Raw genomic sequence first — 18,630 nt, 5'->3', positions numbered from 1 at the left:
CTACAACCCTCAGAAGTCGAAATCGCTGGTAAAGGAGCGCCGCATCAGGTACCTGAGCGACTTGTATTCCTTGTAGTGGGAGGTGCCGGCGTGCTGCTCTTCCAGCTTCAGGAAGACCTCCTGGCCGTTGGCCTCGTCCGCCTTGCGGCTGAGCACAAAACGCACCTGAAGCTCCCGCTCGCGGGGATTCTCCGAGGTCAGATCAAACGACAGCTCGTGGCTATCCGAAATCAACTCCCCTGACTGGGTGTAAATCCCGGCCCGGAGGTGGCGAGGCTGCACTTTCTCCGTCACCGGCGCGGACTGATACACGGTGACGGCCAGTTGGCCAGAGGTGATCACCGAACTGGCCCCACGCAGGATATCCACCTCCACGGCGCTGACATCACTCTGGCGTTTTTTGTTGACCTTCAGCACCGGTATCACCACTTCCTGCAGACAGGCACCTCCATGCACGAAACGGCTACCGGAGCCCTTGAGGCGCAGCCGGTTGATGGACCTGGGAATCTGCACCTCCATGTCTCCATCCAGCCCAAGTTGCTCAGACGAGAAGTGATGGAAGGCCGGAGAAGTGGACAGTCCCTTACCCAGCACGAAACGACGATCCCGATAGCGGACATCGTCGCCGGAAACGGCGTCACCCAGGAAATCGCTCTCATCCAGCTCATGGTCCTGGTAAATAAAGCCATGATCAGCGGTGATCAACAGGTTGTTGGCATTGGCCGCCGTGAGCTTCTTGATCAGACGAATGAGGTCGCCCAGGGTTTGTTCCGCGGCTTCAAAGGCCTGCCCCTCCGAGTGCATCTTGTCGCCGGTGTGATCGATGCGATTGTGGTAGATGTACAGCACATCATGACCCTTGAGCAGCTCCCGGCTCTCTTCCCGGTTGAGCTGCATGAAGTCTTCCGCCTTGACGGCCTGGCCCCGCCCATCCAGGGCGGCCTGCAGGATTTTGGTTCGGTTGGTCGTGCCCTGTGAGCTTTGGCCATCCACCAGTACCGTGCCGGTATCGTTGTCGGCGATCGCCAGCGACTTGTTGGGCAGCAGCGCCGCCATCCCGAGTTGGGTATAGCTGGGCAGGGTTGAGAGTGCCGGTTCAAGCTCGGCGCTGTAGCGGTCTTCCTGCCGGATAAGGCCCAGCAGTTCGTCGCCGATCTCGTAGCGCATGGCGTCGGAAATGATCACGCAGATCCGCTTGTCCTTGCGCAGGTACGGGCGCACCCAGTGCTCGAAAAAGGCCTTCTGCTGAACGACCGGATAGGCCTCCCAGCGGGGCGCGGCGTCCACGTGGATCTGAAAGGCATCACCCAGCTTGAGCAGGTAGTTGTTGGAGTACAGGTTCTCCACCCGCTCACTGAGTTCACCCATCAGCGAGGCCTGGCCGGACATGCGCACATGGTAGGTGAACTTGCGATAGAGCTGATCCAGCTGAAACCAGGTACGGCTGTATCGCTGAACGCCTTCGGTCAGGCTGTCCATGTTCAGGCTGGCCTCACTCAGCATCTGGATAAAGCGGGCCGCAAACTCAATGGCTTCATACAGGTGGCGGAACTCGCCATACCAGTGGCCCTGACGCCGCTGACGCACCCAAAGTGCCACATCGCCGCTGGTGACCGTGCGCCCCACCACCGCCCGCACCAGATCACTGATGATCTTCTGGTCGATCAGCCGGAAGTAATCCAGCTCAACCAGATCCCGAAAGTCCCGCCTGCCCAGATCCTGCTCAATGCCCAGCACCTCGGCACATTCGGCGGATAGGGTTTCAAATCCTTTCTCAAACTGGCGGCTGTCCTTCCAGCGCTTGAGGAACACCAGGGCGTCGCCGGTCAACCTGACCTCGCCATCGGTACCCATGGCGTAGCAGGACTTGAACAGCTCGAGCGCGAAGTCCCGGAGGCTCGGTTCACTGGCCTCGTAGCCGTAGAAACGGGTCAGTTGCTCCCACAAAAAGCCATCCAGACCACAGCGTTCGATCAGCCGAACGCCGTCGTCGCGCCCTTCTGCCAGTTGCTGCAGCAGGGTTTCCACCACCGAGTCCATGCGGGGTTCGCTACCGGCACACACGGCCAGCATCTTCAGGCGCAACTGGCCGGCGGTGTCGTCCGGCTTCAGCAACTTCTTCAACGCCTCCTTGCGCCTGATCGCCTGGAAAAACTCCGTGTGAGCCTGCGCTACCTCGGCAAACTCCAGACCCAGCTCCAGCTCGGATAGCCAGATGGCCACCTGGTCGGTCCTGAACTCGCCGTGGGCCAGCTGTACGTCCAGCAACCAGTTGTCCAGGTCCTCCGGTTGTGGACCCTCCTTGTACAGCAGGAACTTCTGTTCAGGTGACTCCCGCAGAACACGATATTTCAGACCATACTCATTGTTGGCGATCTCAAGCTTCTCCACGTCCGGGACGGAAACCGCCTCGAAGTCACTGCGCAACTCCTGCTTGGTGTCGTACCAGAACACGATCCGGTGCCGCTCGAATAATTTTGTTAATGCCTGAGAAACTCGATTGCTCATGCGGCGGCCAGGTCTCCAAATAGGTATTTGATAGTGGTCCAGAATTCAGCGAAACGGCCATCGTCGCCCACTTTCAAATAGCCCGAAACAAACCGGCGTAGCTCATCCTGGGTCAGACTGTCCTCCAGAAACGGGTCAATGACACTTGCCCTGAGGTCGTTCAGCTTGGGGATATCCAGACCCAGTCTGTTGATGGTTTCACTTGCTGCATGATCGTTTATATCAGCGGGCTTAATCAATCCATCACCTTCAAAAGCAAACCGGTTTTCGCAATACGGGTCCAGCGGAGATATCAACAGCTCGGGGTCAAACCAGTCACCTTTCAGGTTGCCGCAGTGGCGGGGCTCACCCTTCCTGATCTGGTTCTGGCAAGAACACAAAAGATTGCTGTAATCCAACGGATCCACAGCCGGGTCTCTCTGGGGCTGGAAGTGCTCTATATGAGAATCCGCCTCGGTTAACCGGCGCTCACAATAGCAGCAGAGGTAGCCCTGCTCCTGCATCAACGCTCCCTTTACCGCAGCTTTGGGCTCACCAATCAAGTCGTCATAGGTGGGCTGCCAATCCTCATTGGCCAGAGCTTTCCATTGAGTAAAGGCCTCGGGCTCTTGGCGCTTTTTCACATGTTTCATCGACCAATCAGTTCCTTGCGTTTGATCAGCACCTTGGCTTTCACCAGTTCCGGGTCTTCGCCAATGTCTTCTTCCAATACAGCAATGCCTTCTCTGGCCGTATCGAGTTCACCGTCACTAATTTTCTCGTAAATCGCTCGAAGGTCACTTTCCACTTGGTTGGGGCGTGTAGTCTCAAGGCCCATCAGATCCTCAAGTACTCTATCCACAGTCTTCCCGTAGGACTCGTTCGGGCGAACAACCTCCAGTTTCCCGGCATCTGTCATGTTCAGAAGGAATAAATTCTCCGGTTGTACGTGGGTAATCACATGCGGCGAATGAGTGGAGATAAGGAACTGACAGTTCGGGAAAACCTGTGTCAGACTGGGCACTACCAAACGCTGCCATTTCGGGTGCAGGTGCAGATCAATTTCATCGATCATCACAATGCCATCTCCCAGCAGCGGATCCTCTTGCTCCGGGTTGGCTATGGCCATGCGCCTGGCAAGATCGCCAACCATGGCCATCAAGCACTTTTCGCCGTCAGAGAGCTGGTTTACTGTGAGCCGCTGGCCTTTCTTCGACACCTCCATCCGTAGCGGTTGCCGCCTTACGGTCAGGTTTTGAAAATCCGGCATGAAAATCTCAAGGGCCCGCCGAACAGCCGTTAGTTGAGGATCCGGGAATTCGAAATCCTCCGGCTTGATCAAATCATCTTTGTACTTACGGTTCTCGTTCTCAAGATCTTCCCGCTCCCGGAACCATTCAAAGAACGTACGGAAGTTGGCGCCACTGGTGAGCGACTCCTCATAGGCAGACAACAGCCCGAACTGATGTTTCTCGCGGATGCGCAGTGGAATATCCAACACAGCGCGATTCACCGGGTAGTAGGCAAGCAAGGGGATGTTTACCTTCCCACGATGCTCGGTGATACTGGCCTGAATGCCCTTGGCAGTTTCGGATACCGAGATCAGGACAGAGGCCAACTCCTTTTTGCTGTACCCCTTACGCACCTTCACCAGGTTCCAGCCGAAACAGGTGCCCTCATCGCTTAACTGAATGGCTAGATTGGCTGAGGGCTCTCCATTCTTGATATCCGATTCTGCAATCGGACGCCCAGACGCACCAGCATGCCTGATCCGATTCGCCAACCAGGACAGAAGGATCGCTGAAGCATCCAGGATACTTGTTTTTCCTGCGCCATTCATGCCGACAAACACATTGAGGTGGTCATCCAGGTCTAGCGATAGATCGTCGGCACCACGGAAGCGCTGCAAGGTCACGCTGTGAATGTGCATGAATTGACTCCTACCCGGAGAGGCCGGCAATATGCTTCAGGGCTGGGCCAAAATTTGGATAATTGGCCTTTACTCCGTCATCGAGGTCGATTTCCAGCTGTTCGGTGGCCAGCGGGTAAAGCACATCCCGTTCGTAATTATCGAGCTCGGCGAGGATCTTGTTGATCTTCTCGATCTCCTTCAGGGCTTTAGTCTTCTCGCCCTGCGAGGCCCCCGCACTGATGCTGACGGCTTCCAGATGGTTCTTCCGGGCCTGAAGCTTCTCATCCTTGAAATCGCGCAGATACTCCAGCACCGTGCCTACGGTATGGGGCTGGTAGCGGTGCATGTAGATCAGCGCATTGAATGAGCCCTTGGGAGAGGAGAACAGCCAGTAGATGGGGCGTTTCTTGTACCGGCGCACATGGTCGCTATAGAAGTCCCTCAGGAAGTACTTGCGGATGTCCTTGCCCAGCGCCTGTTCCACAAAGGCCAGGTTTTCCTTGAAGTGCGCTTCACCAAAGGTGGTTCGCAGGAACTCACGGAAGCGGATATTGATGTTGTCGGTGAACCACTCGCCCTCCATCATGGGGATCACGTTCTGGGCATCCGGCATGAAGCTGGGTTCGGGGATCTGCTTGAGGTAGTCCTCGATGGTCTCGCCCTGGTTGGCCAGGATCAGCCCCGGCTCGTCCAGGGAGTATCGGCCAAACATGCAGCCCACGGCATAGGAGATGAGCTCGCGCATGGTGTCGGCCAGCAGCAGCGCCTCCAGCTCCTCCTCGCTCTTGTCATTGCCGTAGCGGTAGTGGGGGTTGCAGGTCAGGGTGATCTCCCTCAGCGGCACGTCGGGCGTCAGCTCACCCTGCAGGCCGTAGGCGTCGATGAAGATCCGGTTGTTTTCTTCCTCCAGATGCTGCATTTCCAGCGTCATTTCCCGCCAGTGGGCGCGGAGGTTCTGGTAGGTGGCCTTCAGGGTTGGCTGACGGCGGTCGGAACTCAGGAGTGGCAGGCTGGTGAAGTCCCAGGAAGTTTCATAGGAGTTCCAATCTATTTTCCCCAGGTTGACCAATTCAATCGCCATGTTACCTGCTTGAGAAAAATCGAAATTTTCAGGCAGAGGCAAAGACGACAGTTGAGAGATATTAATATCCAAGGTTGGACTTGTGTACTCTAGAAATCTCTCAAAAGTATTACTGTTAAATAAAGAAAGAAAAGCCAAGCGGCTGCCGTCCGGTGTCTTTATGCTAGAACCCTTATGCCCCAATATATAACCAGCTTCGAGAAGGCGGAATGAGGGCTTCCCAGCAGTAAGCGCAGTCCAAGTTATTGTAGGGAGGAAGTACTCAGAGGATCCATCATGTCTGAATCCTGGGGACTCGCCTTTTTCCGCAGACTCAATCATCCTGCGACCATTATTTTCATAATCTAAGATGTCGATGCCTAACCCGTACCACTTGCGGAAAGATCCACCTCGGTTATATGGAAACCATCGTGCAACGGAAAGACGAGCTGACTCTACGCCATTATCGCCGATACACAGATTTTTTATTGGAACCTCATGCCATAATCGCGCAAACAGATCAGTGTTGCCTGTCGAGATTCCTCGATGCAAAGATGTCATATCCGAAATGCGTTTAGCAGAATCAAAAGCAGAATAAATACTCGCACTTGCCCAGTATGCAATTGGGCACCCTGGAATCTTCTTGAATTCTGCTGCTGAAGCTTGGAAAAAATATTTGTCCGCAACTGGTTGGGTGCGATTATTTTGGACGTTACTCATCATTTTTCTCCAAATTCTGCTTCTGAGGCGGTCCGTCGACCTGCTGCCAATCATCCGCAATCGCTTTCCAATCCACCTCGCGCTCGACTATCTCGCCGTCATCATCCTTGCCTGACCACACAGCCCAGAAATCCGGATCATCCGACTTTGGTCGATGCTGCTCAGGCAATGCGTTCATCTGCACTAGCACCGGCAGCTCCGAGGCCCACCCAAGGAGAATGGCATGTTGAGATGGAAGCGAGGGCAAATCCCGCAGCAGGCCTCGCAGGTTGTCGGGCACTAGCTTGTGGACCAACTCTTGGTCGCGGTCATTGCTGATGCGGTGCATCAAAAAACTATTGCACTGGGAAAGCACGGTGGGCGACAGCTCACTCGGGCGCTGAGAGGACAGCACCAGGCCCAGCCCGAACTTGCGCCCTTCGCGGGCGATCTTTTCAAACACCTGGCAGCAGATGGTTGCCGAATTCTGGTTTTCGGCGCCGTCCTTGTAGCGCCTTATGAAGGTGTGCGCTTCCTCCATTACCATTACTGTAGGCAAGATATCGCCCTGGTTCAGATTGCGGTAACGCTGCTGGGCCTCAAGTGTCATGCGCGCGATGACCGCAGTGATGATATGCACTACCTCCGCCGGCACTAGTGAGAGATCGATGACAGTGATGGAGCCATTGGAGGCTTGGTTATCTCCAATATGCTTCTCAAGCCAGTCGGTCAAGGATGGCTCTGTAGTGCCGGTAACGATTCGTTTGACTCTGGCATCCGACAACATGGTCCGAATCCGCATGATCAAGAAATCGAAAAACTGTGCGTTCGTTTCTTGGCTTGCCAATGCTTCTAGGTGATCGGCGAACTGGACACCGTCAAATTCCAGAGGCGAGTCCTCATTAGGACCGTCCTGATAAACCGCTCCACCGATGGTGGCGAGGAATCCTTGAAAATGAGCAATGACTTCCTCTACCGCTGTTGCGGGAAAATCGTTGTATCCAGTCTGGCCGTTCTGTTTATGGAACCTTTGTCGTGGGCGATCTAGTAGAGATTGCACCTGAGATGCAAGAAATTCTAAACTCACTTTGTGATCAGTGAACTCACGTGAAAATGCTTCAAGATCCTCAATAAATACCGGCAGCTTGGGGCCAAACTTCCACCCTTCATAAGTTTCACCGTTGCGGACTTGAGCCTTCAAAGTAATAAGGATGGAACTGACTTTTCGACGCAGAACGAACACAGTATCTTCAGCGACATCGGAACTACTGCGCATTTCCCGGAGGGCCCTGCGTAGCAGCGGACGTTGCGCACGTTCACTCGCCTGAGTAAACGCACTCCACTCCTCGCTATTCCAGAACCACAGCGGCACTTGCAGCTGTTCGATGCCATCATTGGGCTCGACGGCATATACGCGCACATCGCCCAGTCCTTCAAACGCGTTGGCGTATTCTCCATTAGGATCGAGTACGATAAAGCGGGCGTTGGGTTTTTCACCTCGTTTCCTTTCCGCCGCCTCCAAAGACCAACGGATCAAACCCGCAACTGAGCAGGATTTGCCACTGCCGGTGTTTCCCAGAACAGCCAAATGGCGTCCAAACAATCGGTCCGGATCAACGCTCACTTCGGCGTTGGCAGCCAGGGGGCTGGTGCCGATCATTACGTGGCGGTTATCGCCTGATTTCACGATGGCGCGCAGCTGATTTTGAGTGGGAAGCAGTACAGAATCGCCCACGGTGGGATAGCTCTCGACACCGCGACGGAATCGATAGTTCTCCTCATTATTTGCTTTTCTGCCGTCATAAAACAGACAGCCCAGGGGATTCAGGCTCATCTTGCGCAATGGGTAGGGCAAGTCCACCAGGCCAAAATCCTGCATACCTCGGCGCTTGGGATACTGCGAGCGCTCGATAGTGATCCACTCTACCTGGGCGACCAAGTGGCCTTCATCACTGGGGATCAGCACATAGCCATTGATGCGCGGGAACGGGCGCGGCGTACCGGTATTGAGCGCAACACCGTCGGGGGCCTCAATCTCCAGCAGTACTTTGATTTCATCGGGCGAGACGAAGTCGATGGTCCCGATGCGCAGAGAGTCACCGTAAGCCAGTGGGGACAGGCTCATATCGGCCCCTCCCCATAAGCAGGCTGATCGTTCTCTGGAGCTTTCTGATCAACTGGTTGTTCAGCACCCCACCGTTGCTTGAGCAACTCGCTCATGCGGAAGGTCGTCTTGTCGATGGCAGCCTTGGGCAAATAGTTTTCAGTCAATGTACTCAAGTCGGCCAGTGCGGGGCCGATCAGCAAACTGATCTGCGACGGTCTGCCCATCTCCTCGTAGGTTTCCATGATGCGACCGAGCGGGTCGTCATAAGAGATCACGACCAGATGGGTTGAGGGAATGGTGAGCATATCGCGGATCACGCGGTTGATGTGCTCGTCGCCGAAGCTGTAGCCGTAGGTCACCATTGTGCTATTCGGGCGGCACACTGCCGCCGCGAGATCGCGAAATAGCTCCACGTAGGGGTAATCAGCGGTTTCCCGGTCCTTGGCGGCGTTAGGGTAAATCATCAATCGATGGGCCGTAGCATCACCGAGGCCGGGCGCCTTCAAATACGGTTCAACGTTTTCGGCTCCGAAGGGCAACCCGAAACGGCGAATATCTTTTCCGGTTTGCAGCCAGTCCACCGAGCCATGCAGCTTGGTATAGCGCGCAACGCCTTCCAGATAGCGTGGCTCGCCCCGAATGCCCGGTGGGTTATAGTGCATGTCCAAATCCAGCCGTGAAGAGCGGAAGATCGGCATGAGATTACCCAGGAAACGGTCCAGCAAGTGCAGGCCGGCCAGCTCCGCTCCGGCCTCGATCAGCCGGTCGTAGTTGGTGGTGAAAATGTTCAGGCGATCCCGTATCCCTGTGCGACTGGCAAAACTCATCAGGAAGGTGACCAGAGTGTTGAACGCCTGCTCACGCTTTGACTTTTCAGCTGTGGCAATGCCCGCTTCGCTGCTCAGAATTGACTGTGCAAAGTCCTGCATTCCGGTTTGAAGCTCGCCGCGCAAGGCGTCCACTTCCTTGGACTGCCCTAGAATTGCCAGGCCGCGCAACAGTTCGTTGGCAATGCGTAATTGATCTTCCAGGTTACCTTTCTTGCGCCCAGCTGCCTCTGCCGCTTTTTCCGCTGCCTGGTCAATTTCCGCCTGATGTGTGCTCAGTGTCAGGTTGCCCATGCCAGCTGCGCCTTTCCCGGCGGCTAGGTAGTGCACAGCATGAGTCAGCCCCGAGCCAGCCAACATAGAGAGGTGCTCCGACTGAAACAGCGAGGTCAACCAAGGTTCGATGCGGTTTCGCAGGTCTTTCAGGTCGAACTCTTCGGACTTCAACCAGGAAACCTCCTTACCTGACTGTAGCTTAAACCTGTCGCCGTCGGCTGCGAAATGCAGCGGCACATGGTCATCACGTACTTTGAGAGTGTTGATGGTCATGCCGTTCTCCCCTTTGCCTATGCGTTTTCCGCTGGCGTGATTCGAGTCGCAGGCCATTTCGGGAAACTCTGATTCCATAGTTCGATGTTGAAAACCTGGCAATTCTCTGCCAACTGTCGCTTCCAGCGCGGGATCGATTTGCCCATGGGGGGAAGCTTCTTGGCGATCTCGTCCGAAAAATTTGGCAAAAGTTCGCTATCTTCGAATGTGACCAGACTGATGTAATACACGGGCTTGTGCAGGAGATCTTCAGCCCATCGGTACAGGAAGGTGTCGATGAACTTCGCGGCAAAGGTGTCGCTTAGGCTTCCGTTTTTTAGATCTTCATTAAATTTTTCAAGCCCTTTAGCTTGCGCTCTCGGGTTGCTTGGATCCTTAACTTCAACAAAGAGAATACCTTCTTCAAGTTCCACTACAAAATCAACGCGATGCATCTCGCCTATGCCATGATAGTTCGGTTTTTCCGTCTTCATCTGATCGAAGACGATGGCATCAATTGCATCGGTGAAGTCGATCTCTAAGGGAACCTCTATTAATTCGATTTGCCGGGATGATAACATAATAAAATCAATGGGTTACTGGCGGTCGCAAGCAATTAATAGAAGTTCCCTCTAAGTCGCGCTCGCGCAGCTTCATTTTCCCAAGCCTCGCATTTTGCGAGCTACTTGCTCCTTGGTCAGTTCGTTAAAGGTGTCTGCAATTGCGTTCGGCTCGATGGCTTTGTAGTCATCCATGCTGTCACGGTGCACCTGCCCGGTTTTTTCCTCACGAGACAGAACGTGAAAACGCACTTGGTCCCCCTCGCCCTTATCCATTAATAGGTCGAACCACTTAAGCAGCACGTAGTCGTGGGTCGCGAGGATGACTTGCTGGCCGTTACGAGCGAGTTCCAGAAGCGCCAGTACCAGATCCTTTATCAGCTTGGGGTTAAGGTTGGACTCTGGTTCATCCCACAACAGGGGGCCAGCGGCACCGGGATTGAGGCTGCCGTTACTGAGCAAGCGCTGAAGCACGCCGATTTTGCGATACCCTTCAGCTGTCATCCCGCTGGAGAGCAGTGGCAACTTTGCGGGCACGAAACGCAGGGTCGAATCCTGAAAACTCTGAGCAGCTTTCTCTGCCGAGCTGCTTTTGCCCAGTTTTTCGACGTACTTGCCAACCTGAAAGCAGAATCGACCGTTGCGGAGTTCGTATCTACCGCCGATCAGGTTGGCCAGCCGGGGGACTATGCTGGCAAACCGTGGATCGAGCTGAACTTTGGTTTCAAGGTCATCCGCACCCTCTTTGATGAGCTGGTGGGCCAGATCTAAGTAGCCGTCGTCAAAGATGCGGTCGATGGTAGCTTGATCTGGCTGGCCGGCGGTGAGGCCACGGACCAGAGACAGAATCTCCTTAGTCGGTATGAAGGTGGCCGGAGCAGCGCCGGAGACTCTGTTAATCCTCACTTTGGTTTCAGTGGCGATGCCGCTGAACCTGGCGGACACTTCTTGTCCAGACGAAAAGGTGGCACTAAGCATGGCATTCCCACGAGTGCCAGTACGGCGCAGTTCGCCCACTTGCTCACCCAGCGGTTGATAGAGCCGGCAGAGCTTGCGGGCGAGTTGCTCGCCAGGATGCTCCGAAAGGGATTCCGGCCCGCTCAGTGCGAGAATGGCTTTGAGCAAATGTGTCTTTCCCGTGCCATTTTCACCAATTATGATGTTTATTCCCGGCGAGAACTTGATGGTAAGATCGGTGAAGGCGACGAAGTTTTTGAGGTGTAAGCTACTGATCATGTCGCCCCCTACTGCTCAATGGCCTTGGCCATCATGGCCATTTTGTCGGCTTCCGAATTGCCATCGACCAATCGGAGAAACGCGCCGCGATAGTGCGGCTTATGGGCGTTCTCGAGCACGAAAGCAGTCGTCGAGACAACTTCCCCACCAATGCTGTCAAAGGCTCGCGCCCCCAGGTGGGCCATCGACAAAATAGTGTGCTGATTGAGAATGCGGCCGCGCAAAGCCTCGAAGGAAGACAGAAACATCCAGCTCTGCATCGTGATCATGGCGACAGCGCCGCCATTCACGGCCATATCCAGGTTGCGCTCTATGAACATCGCGAACAGGTCGGACTTGCTCTTTGGGTAGTTCTCCTTGGCCCAGGCGCCAAGCCGTCCATTCATGCCCTTGCCGCCCATATAGGGCGGGTTGGCGACGACCACGGCGTAGCGCGGGCCCAAGGCTTCGGCCATACGCAGTACTTTCAGTACCTTGCTGTGCGTGTCGGCCAGGAACAGGTTGCTACCCAGATTCTTGGTCTCCAGCTCGGCTAGCACGTCAGTCACTTTGGTAAGCTTGGGCAAGATCAGGGAGCCGAAGTTGTCAGCCTCCTCGAACTGTTGCAAGCTTTCACATAAGCCCTGGGTGAACAAGTCACGGCCCACGGCGCTCATGTACTCTTCCAGTTCATCCGGAGTGAAGCTAACGTTTTCCAACACACAGATGTTGGGATTGATGCCTTTGTTGAAAAAACGCCGCTGACGCGCTCGGGCGTTCATGGTTAGCGCAAAGGCGGCTAGCTCACCGGCCCGTTCATCCAGCTCAATACCGTAAAGGTTGTGCGTCAGAATCTTTTCGGGGATTTCGGACGGCTCGTAGCCTTCTTCTTCATAAATGGCGTAGAGCAGATCGAAAGCATAGGTCAGCATATGGCCGGAGCCGCAGGCTGGATCGCAAACCCTGAGCTCTTCCGGGCTGTTGATTTTCAAGAAATCGGTTTCGGCTTCATCCGGAGGGATGTAATACTCAAGCTTACGGATCAGCCCTGAATTTGGCCTGTTAAGCATCCACAAGCGGCCGAGCGAATTGTCCACCAGGTAGCGCACAATCCAGCGCGGCGTGAAAAGCTGCGTGGCGGCGGGGATATTGGCCGGTGTGATTTTCTGATTCTTCTTCAGCGCCTCGAAGACTTGATCCTTTTTTTCGGATATATAGAACTGGTACAACCAGCCAATTATCTCAACATCCTCACAGGCACCCGGCGTCATAGCCTCGCGGGTGTAGGCTAGAATAGAGTTGCCGGAGAGCAGGTCATCCGGCATGAGAAGCTCGGTGTAATCGTCAATGCGTTCGAAAAGGAACGGCATGGCGCTGTGCCAATGGTTACAGGCGGCTACCACCAACAGGCGATAGGCTTCCCCCTGGGGATCCTGGCTGGGCATTTTGCCATCCAGTAGGGCAAAGACCCGTTGTCGGGTTTTTGCCCGTACCATCTCTTCATCGATATGGCCCATCTTGGCGTCAGCCAGGATCTCGGGCTGAAACTGTCCGTCGGTGGGCGAGACCACGCCAAGGCGGTTGTATCGGTTCACGTCCATAAAACGCAGGGCGCAGAAGCGGTTGAACCAGATATAGGCCACGCGCTCGATGACCTGCTCCTGGCCCAGTTTGGCGATCGCCGCTTCCAGCTTCTTGACGGCCTCAGGGCTTTCTCGCCGGGCAGAGCTTTCTTCAGCCAGAACCAGCTTGAGCTTGGCGCTGACCTGCTCAATCAGACTGCGGCGGGCGAGCTGGGCGAATTTTTTGAGTTTTGCGGTTTCCATTCAATAACCTGCTGAATTGCTTATGGACGCAGGACAGGCGCTCTGTGTTGTCGGTACGTTTCCGCGTTGAGCGCATATCATATGCTCGTGGAGCATATATTTGCTCGCGGAGCATATATTGCGAGCAAAGCGCTTAAACACGCTCATAAGTAGCGCCTTTCTGCTCACCCATTTGCTTGATTTGCTTGGTGGCTTTCATTCTGGCTAGCAGCCGGTAAGCCTGGTTTCTATCGAGGTGGCAAAGCTCCATGACATCCCCACGTTTGATGCTGCCGTGGGTATCGATGAAATTCAGCACCATCTGCTCCTGCTGGATGGCATCAAAACCCGCCTGGCGCACATAGGCCGCCTTCTGTCCCGCCCCCTGGTACACCTTGGCGCTCAGAGTGTAGGTACGGCCCTTGCCCGTGCCGTGGGCTTGCACCATGCCGGCCTCCACCAGTTTCTCCAGGGTGCCCCGGACCACGGTTTCGGGCTTTTGCACGGACCCGGCCAGATCCGCCGTTCTTAAGCGCCGCTCATTGCGCAGCCGGGACAGGATGATCAGGCTGTCGATGGGCATGGCGGCACCGGTCTGTTCCTCGCGTCCGACGATCATGCGCAGGAACTCGGCGTCCGCGTCCGCTGCGCTCATGCGCACGGAGACGGTGTGGGCGGATGACATGGAGTAGTCGGGGGCGGTACGCCCATAGCGGAGCATGCCCTCGAAGATGCGGTCAATGCCCCGACCCGTGCGTTCTGCCAGGCCGATGCGCTTGATGATGTCGGCCAGCAGGGGGTTGCGGGAGCGGGGATCGGCCACCAGCAGGTTGTCCAGGTTGACGCCCTCCACAAAACCACCCGGATTACTGATGCTCAGGCCGTCATCGTCCAGTTTGACGTGCACGGCGCCCAGAGCACTGTAGTCGCGGTGAACCAGAGCGTTCACGAAGGCTTCCCGGAAGGCCCGGCGGTCGAAGTTGGGGATGGGCACGCGAAACAGCCCGACCTGAATCTCCTCTTCCTCGACCCGGGCGCGGAATAGCACCTCGATCTCTTCAAAGGTCTCCAGCAGCGGCTTGCGGTAGAACTCATTGACCAAAACATCCGTGCCCCGCAGCACCTGGAACGCTGCCTCGTGGGAGGGCAGGTGCTGCCGGAGCTGCGTCTCGTTTCCCAGCAGTAACAAGCCCGCCACGGTGGGGTGGCGCTGGCCATCTATGCTCACCGTCAGCCCCAGGGCGCCATCCAACTCATCATCCGCCAGAGGGGTCAGGCTCTGGTCGCCACCGTATTTCTTGATGGCGTTGCGGATGCGGATACGCTGGATCGGATCCAGATCCTCAATCGCAAGGTTTTCCACCGGCAGGGCAGAGGGGTCTGTTACGCCCAGGCTGGATTGCCGTTGAACAAACTCATGGGGGTAGAAGGGCACGGCCTCCGGGGTGCCGTCCATTCTCAGGCGCCGACGTTGCAGAAGACCTTCCGAGGTGGATACCAGTTGCCGGGATTTGGGTACGTGGATTCTGGCAATGGGCTGCCCTTCCAGTTCCAGGGCCTCGACGCGCACCGCCAGTGATGGAATGGTCTTATTGGCAATCAGTGCGGGCAGGCCGGTGAGGTGACGGTGGTTGGCATGCAGCCCGGTCGGTGTGCCATCGTCTTCAATGCCCAGGAACAGGTCGCCGCCCTCGGTGTTGGCCAGGGCCACCACGGCGGCCACCAGTTCCCGGTCAGGCAGGCTTTTGACGTCGCTCTTGAACTCAACGGCAAGGTTTTCGCCGCCGCGAATGAGCGCCCGGATCTCCTGTTCGGCGTCGTGCATGGCTATCCCCTGGGTCGGCACGCTTAGATTCGAACCTTCAGGCCTTGCTGAATTTGAGTCAGCAGGGCATCGCGTAAAGCGTTCAGGTACTGGTCCAGGTCGTTTTCGTCGGCCAGCCAGGCCTTGTCAAACGCAACCTGGAGGTTGCGCAAGTGAATGTAGTCGGCAGGTAATTCCTTGATCCCATGAGGCGGCCTGCCATTCTCGCCACCCTGTGGCTGTTCGGGACTTCCTGCCGGTGCAGACTTCTGCCGGGCCATATCCACCATTTTGCCCAGCAGTTTCTGGTAGCCCTCTTCTTCAAAGTACCGGGCCCGGTCCTTGATCACGGCAATCAGGCGCTCCTGCCCGATGTCATCGGACAGATCCCGGAACGGCTTGTTGAGCTCATCCTGGCGTGGTTCCGGAAGGGACTGATATTCATCCATGGTTTGCATGCGCTCCTGCATGGTCTTCAGGGACGTTTCTGCCTGAGACCGGGTTTGTTGCACCTTTTTATTGATGCGCGCCTGCAGGCTGTCAAGCTGGCCCTTGAGCTGCTGAATGCGATTCCCCTTGTAGCAATTGGGGTCGTTCAGAATGGTGCGAATCTGCTCGATTTCGTCCCCGGACACATAGATGAAGTTGGGCTCCTGGCTCTGCAGGAAGGACCGGGCCTGGTTGTAGATGTCCTTTTGTGAGCCGCCCATGAACTTGCGAATGGGATCGATGACATTCTCTTTCAGGTCCAGCAGTTGATTTTCCTGCCTGCTCAATTCCGTCAGGTGCCAGGTGTAGGGCTTCCCGGCAACCTCTTTCAGCGTATCCAGAGCAGGTTGCAAGGCATTGAGGAACGGGTACTGGTCCACCTGCGCTATTCGCCGATCCAGGTCCTGGAACATTTCCTGGAAAGCCTCGCCGGCCTCCTTACCCAGGGCCTTGGCTTCGCTGCTGCGCGGCGGGCTATCGAAGAAGTCCTCGTAAAACGACTTGAGCCCCCGGACCTGAGAGGCGGTGAATTCAATCTGCGGCTCCAGCACCACGTTGCCGTGGCCGTGGGTGTTGCGCAGGGCGCGCTCCAGTTCGCTGCCTTCCAGGATGTTCCCGTCGAGGCGAACCTCCAACTTGCCACGGGCGCACAGGTTGGCCAGGGTGCACAGAATCGCGGCATAGTACCAGCCATAGGGTTTGCGTTCGAATCTCTCCAGCAGACTCTTCAGAGTGGTACGGACACCGCCCCGGTTGTTGCTTTGAATGAATGCCAGCACCTCCTGCTCGGATTCCGCCAGGGCCGTGGTGTCGTTACCAAAAAGACCCTCATCTGAACGATTGAGGCAATGGCTGATATCTTTTTCCGTGTAGGCAACGCCGCGCAACATGCGAAGGTTGGGGTAAGCCCGAGCGATCAGCTCATGGAAGCCTCGGATGATGCGCGTCTGGGCGTGCTCGTTGGTCACTTCCACATCTGCGCCCCCGATGAGCAGTTTTGATTGGCCCATGAGGGTTTGAACCTGTTGCCGGAGCCTGGCCTCCCGCTCACGATTCTGAAAGCTCTTGTCATTCAGGATGCGTTTGACGGCTGCCTGCTGGGTGACCGAAATATTCTGCTTGATGTATTTCTCGGTGCGCTTGAACATGAGCAGATCACGCACCAGGCGCTCGTCCGACGGCATGAGCACAAACAACTCGTCCGCCTTATACGTTGAGGCTGTACGGAGCATTTGCTCGTTGTCGGTATGCTCATGGAACGGACTGATGACATTGATCGACAGCTCGTATTCACGACCATGCAGACGATCATCCAGTTTGCGCGAAAAGGCGTAGTCCTGCCCCTGATTCTGGGATGAGCCCGCGTCATGGCGGATCTTGCGCTGCTTGATGACATAGTCGAAAACGATTTTTTCCAGCTCGTCCGCAACATCCGATGATTCGACCTCCGTGTTCTTGATCTCCTGTTCGACGTCCTTTTCCTCATCCGTCAGGTACTCGTACTGATCTCCATTACGCTGTATGTAGGTCTGTTGCTCCAGGAGACAGAGGGCCTCCTCGACCCTGTCGCGAAGCGCCGGCAGGTCCTGTTCGAAGGCGTCCAGCATCAACACGCAGAGGTTGCGCACCGTGGGTTTGAACTCTTTGACATACTTCACCAGAAACAGGGCTTTCAGCAGGCGGATGGCGAAGGCGTTATCCAGGTGGTTTTCTGCCTGGATAATCGCACGCTGAATTTGTGATTTCAGTGCAGAGCGTATGCCCTCAAACATCAGGTCGAAGGTGGCCAGCTGACCCACTTCGTGGTTGCTGATCTGGATGGCCACCTGCTGGAAAACGCCCAGCATGGAGCGTTCACCGACAGAGCTGTGCTTACCCTCAAAGGCATTATGCTGCGACAGATTCTGGATTGCTGATTGGAACAGCGCGAACTGGTATGGGGCAAAGGGGTAGCTGTGGATGAAGTGGTCCCTGTCCCGGAAGTTTCGGTAGGTGGCCGATCCATCTGCGAAGCCGAAGAGTGTTTTGAAGTTATTGGCTTGCGCGTGGTAGACGTCCGATAGCTGATTGACGCCATCTTCGGTCTTGGTCAGCAGACGCTTCTGGATGACCTCTGCCACGTCCGCGCTGGACAGCTTCATGCGGTTATTGAAGCGCGCTTGAATTTTCGTGAAGTCGTGGCCCTGCTGTTTGCTCATTTCGCCCACCACGTCTTTCATCTCTTCCTGCGCGGTGACGATAATCCAGGCCCGGCCCCGGCATTTGGTGGCGAGGCTCTCGGCAATGGTTTGCAGATTGGTCATCAGCTTGGTGTTGTCGGCGATATACTGACCGACCTCATCCACAAAAAAGTTGAGGCGGAACTCTTCGTGCCCCCTCTCTTTTGCCTGCTTCTCAATGTATGCATTCACGTTGTCCGCGAAATCCTCAATCGACACTCGATATTCGCTGCGGTACTTGTCGAGAATACCCGCTGCTGACTGCCGGTCGCCGCCGGTCACAGCCGCGTAGGCGTTGGCGATATTGGCACCCTCCAGGAGCGCTTGTTCCCGGCCTTTGTGCCAGGAACGACCGGCGATGCCCTCGTACTCGTTTTTGAACTGCTGGTACAAGCCGCGGCTGTCCAGATCGCGCTCAAACTGTGCAATGTGCCCTTGCTTGCCATAGTAGCCACACATCTCGTCGAAGACTTTAACGAACACGGCTAAAAGGGCATCGATCTGGGTTTTACTAATGACATCGGCTTTCTGGTCAATGTTGAACAGAATGCTCTTTGCTGGAATAGAGACGGCTCGCTTCAGGTCGCCCCGGAGAATTTCATTGTCACTGCATTTGGGAAGGAAAAGATCCAGGGTGGAGGCACCACCCATTTCCCGGTTCTCGAGTAACAGGGCCAGCATCTTGAGCAGGTGTGACTTACCTGACCCGAAGAAGCCGGACACCCATACACCGTTGGCGCCTTCGTAATTGTTGTAAGCATCCAGAAACTCTTCAAGACGCTTCTCGACTTCGTTGGTCAGTACGTATTCTTCAATCTCGAGGCGAAGACTGGCTTCATCATCGGCTTTGATGACGCCTTCAATGGGGCGGTCAACGGGCTTTAGAAAAATGTTCTTCAATGTCATTGCACTTTCCCT

The 18,630-nt window shown here is 55.7% G+C and carries 11 protein-coding genes; all 11 read right to left on the bottom strand.

Features of this window, described 5'->3' with window-relative positions:
• Positions 1-9: 9 nt before the first annotated feature.
• The 11 genes from pglZ to brxC all read right to left on the bottom strand — a co-directional run bounded on the left by pglZ (position 10) and on the right by brxC (position 18,618).
• Complete coding sequence (gene pglZ, locus ECTOBSL9_RS04550; protein ID WP_063464075.1) at positions 10-2,508, bottom strand: BREX-1 system phosphatase PglZ type A; 2,499 nt, start codon at positions 2,506-2,508, stop codon at positions 10-12.
• Entirely contained in the window at positions 2,505-3,140 is a 636-nt protein-coding gene (locus tag ECTOBSL9_RS04545) for a retron system putative HNH endonuclease (protein WP_063464074.1), read from the bottom strand. Before ECTOBSL9_RS04545 ends, pglZ begins: the two co-directional genes overlap by 4 nt.
• Positions 3,137-4,417, bottom strand: a complete 1,281-nt coding sequence (locus ECTOBSL9_RS04540) for an AAA family ATPase (protein WP_063464073.1) — start codon at positions 4,415-4,417, stop codon at positions 3,137-3,139. Before ECTOBSL9_RS04540 ends, ECTOBSL9_RS04545 begins: the two co-directional genes overlap by 4 nt.
• Positions 4,418-4,427: 10 nt before the next feature.
• Positions 4,428-6,179, bottom strand: a complete 1,752-nt coding sequence (gene pglX, locus ECTOBSL9_RS16860; protein WP_205631993.1) for a BREX-1 system adenine-specific DNA-methyltransferase PglX — start codon at positions 6,177-6,179, stop codon at positions 4,428-4,430.
• Positions 6,172-8,283: an ATP-binding protein gene (locus ECTOBSL9_RS04530; RefSeq protein WP_063464071.1), complete on the bottom strand. Its 2,112-nt coding sequence runs from the start codon at positions 8,281-8,283 to the stop codon at positions 6,172-6,174. The genes pglX (ECTOBSL9_RS16860) and ECTOBSL9_RS04530 overlap by 8 nt, the downstream gene beginning before the upstream one ends.
• The gene (locus ECTOBSL9_RS04525) at positions 8,280-9,641 is read right to left on the bottom strand and encodes an SIR2 family protein (protein ID WP_063464070.1); all 1,362 of its coding nucleotides are present in this window, start codon (positions 9,639-9,641) and stop codon (positions 8,280-8,282) included. The genes ECTOBSL9_RS04530 and ECTOBSL9_RS04525 overlap by 4 nt, the downstream gene beginning before the upstream one ends.
• A 17-nt stretch (positions 9,642-9,658) precedes the next feature.
• Positions 9,659-10,201 (bottom strand): hypothetical protein, encoded by a 543-nt coding sequence (locus ECTOBSL9_RS04520; RefSeq protein WP_205631992.1) that lies wholly within the window; start codon positions 10,199-10,201, stop codon positions 9,659-9,661.
• A gap of 72 nt (positions 10,202-10,273) precedes the next feature.
• The gene (locus tag ECTOBSL9_RS04515) at positions 10,274-11,416 is read right to left on the bottom strand and encodes an ATP/GTP-binding protein (protein WP_063464069.1); all 1,143 of its coding nucleotides are present in this window, start codon (positions 11,414-11,416) and stop codon (positions 10,274-10,276) included.
• A gap of 8 nt (positions 11,417-11,424) precedes the next feature.
• Positions 11,425-13,221, bottom strand: coding sequence for a BREX-1 system adenine-specific DNA-methyltransferase PglX (gene pglX / locus ECTOBSL9_RS04510; RefSeq protein WP_063464068.1), 1,797 nt, complete (start codon positions 13,219-13,221; stop codon positions 11,425-11,427).
• A gap of 133 nt (positions 13,222-13,354) precedes the next feature.
• Positions 13,355-15,025 (bottom strand): ATP-binding protein, encoded by a 1,671-nt coding sequence (locus tag ECTOBSL9_RS04505; RefSeq protein WP_063464067.1) that lies wholly within the window; start codon positions 15,023-15,025, stop codon positions 13,355-13,357.
• 23 nt (positions 15,026-15,048) lie between these two features.
• Entirely contained in the window at positions 15,049-18,618 is a 3,570-nt protein-coding gene (gene brxC / locus ECTOBSL9_RS04500) for a BREX system P-loop protein BrxC (protein ID WP_063464066.1), read from the bottom strand.
• Positions 18,619-18,630: the final 12 nt, after the last annotated feature.

The sequence above is a fragment of the Ectothiorhodospira sp. BSL-9 genome, assembly GCF_001632845.1.
Classification (GTDB): domain Bacteria; phylum Pseudomonadota; class Gammaproteobacteria; order Ectothiorhodospirales; family Ectothiorhodospiraceae; genus Ectothiorhodospira.
Note: the sequence above shows the minus strand (reverse complement) of the source record. Positions and strands in the feature narration are given on the sequence as shown.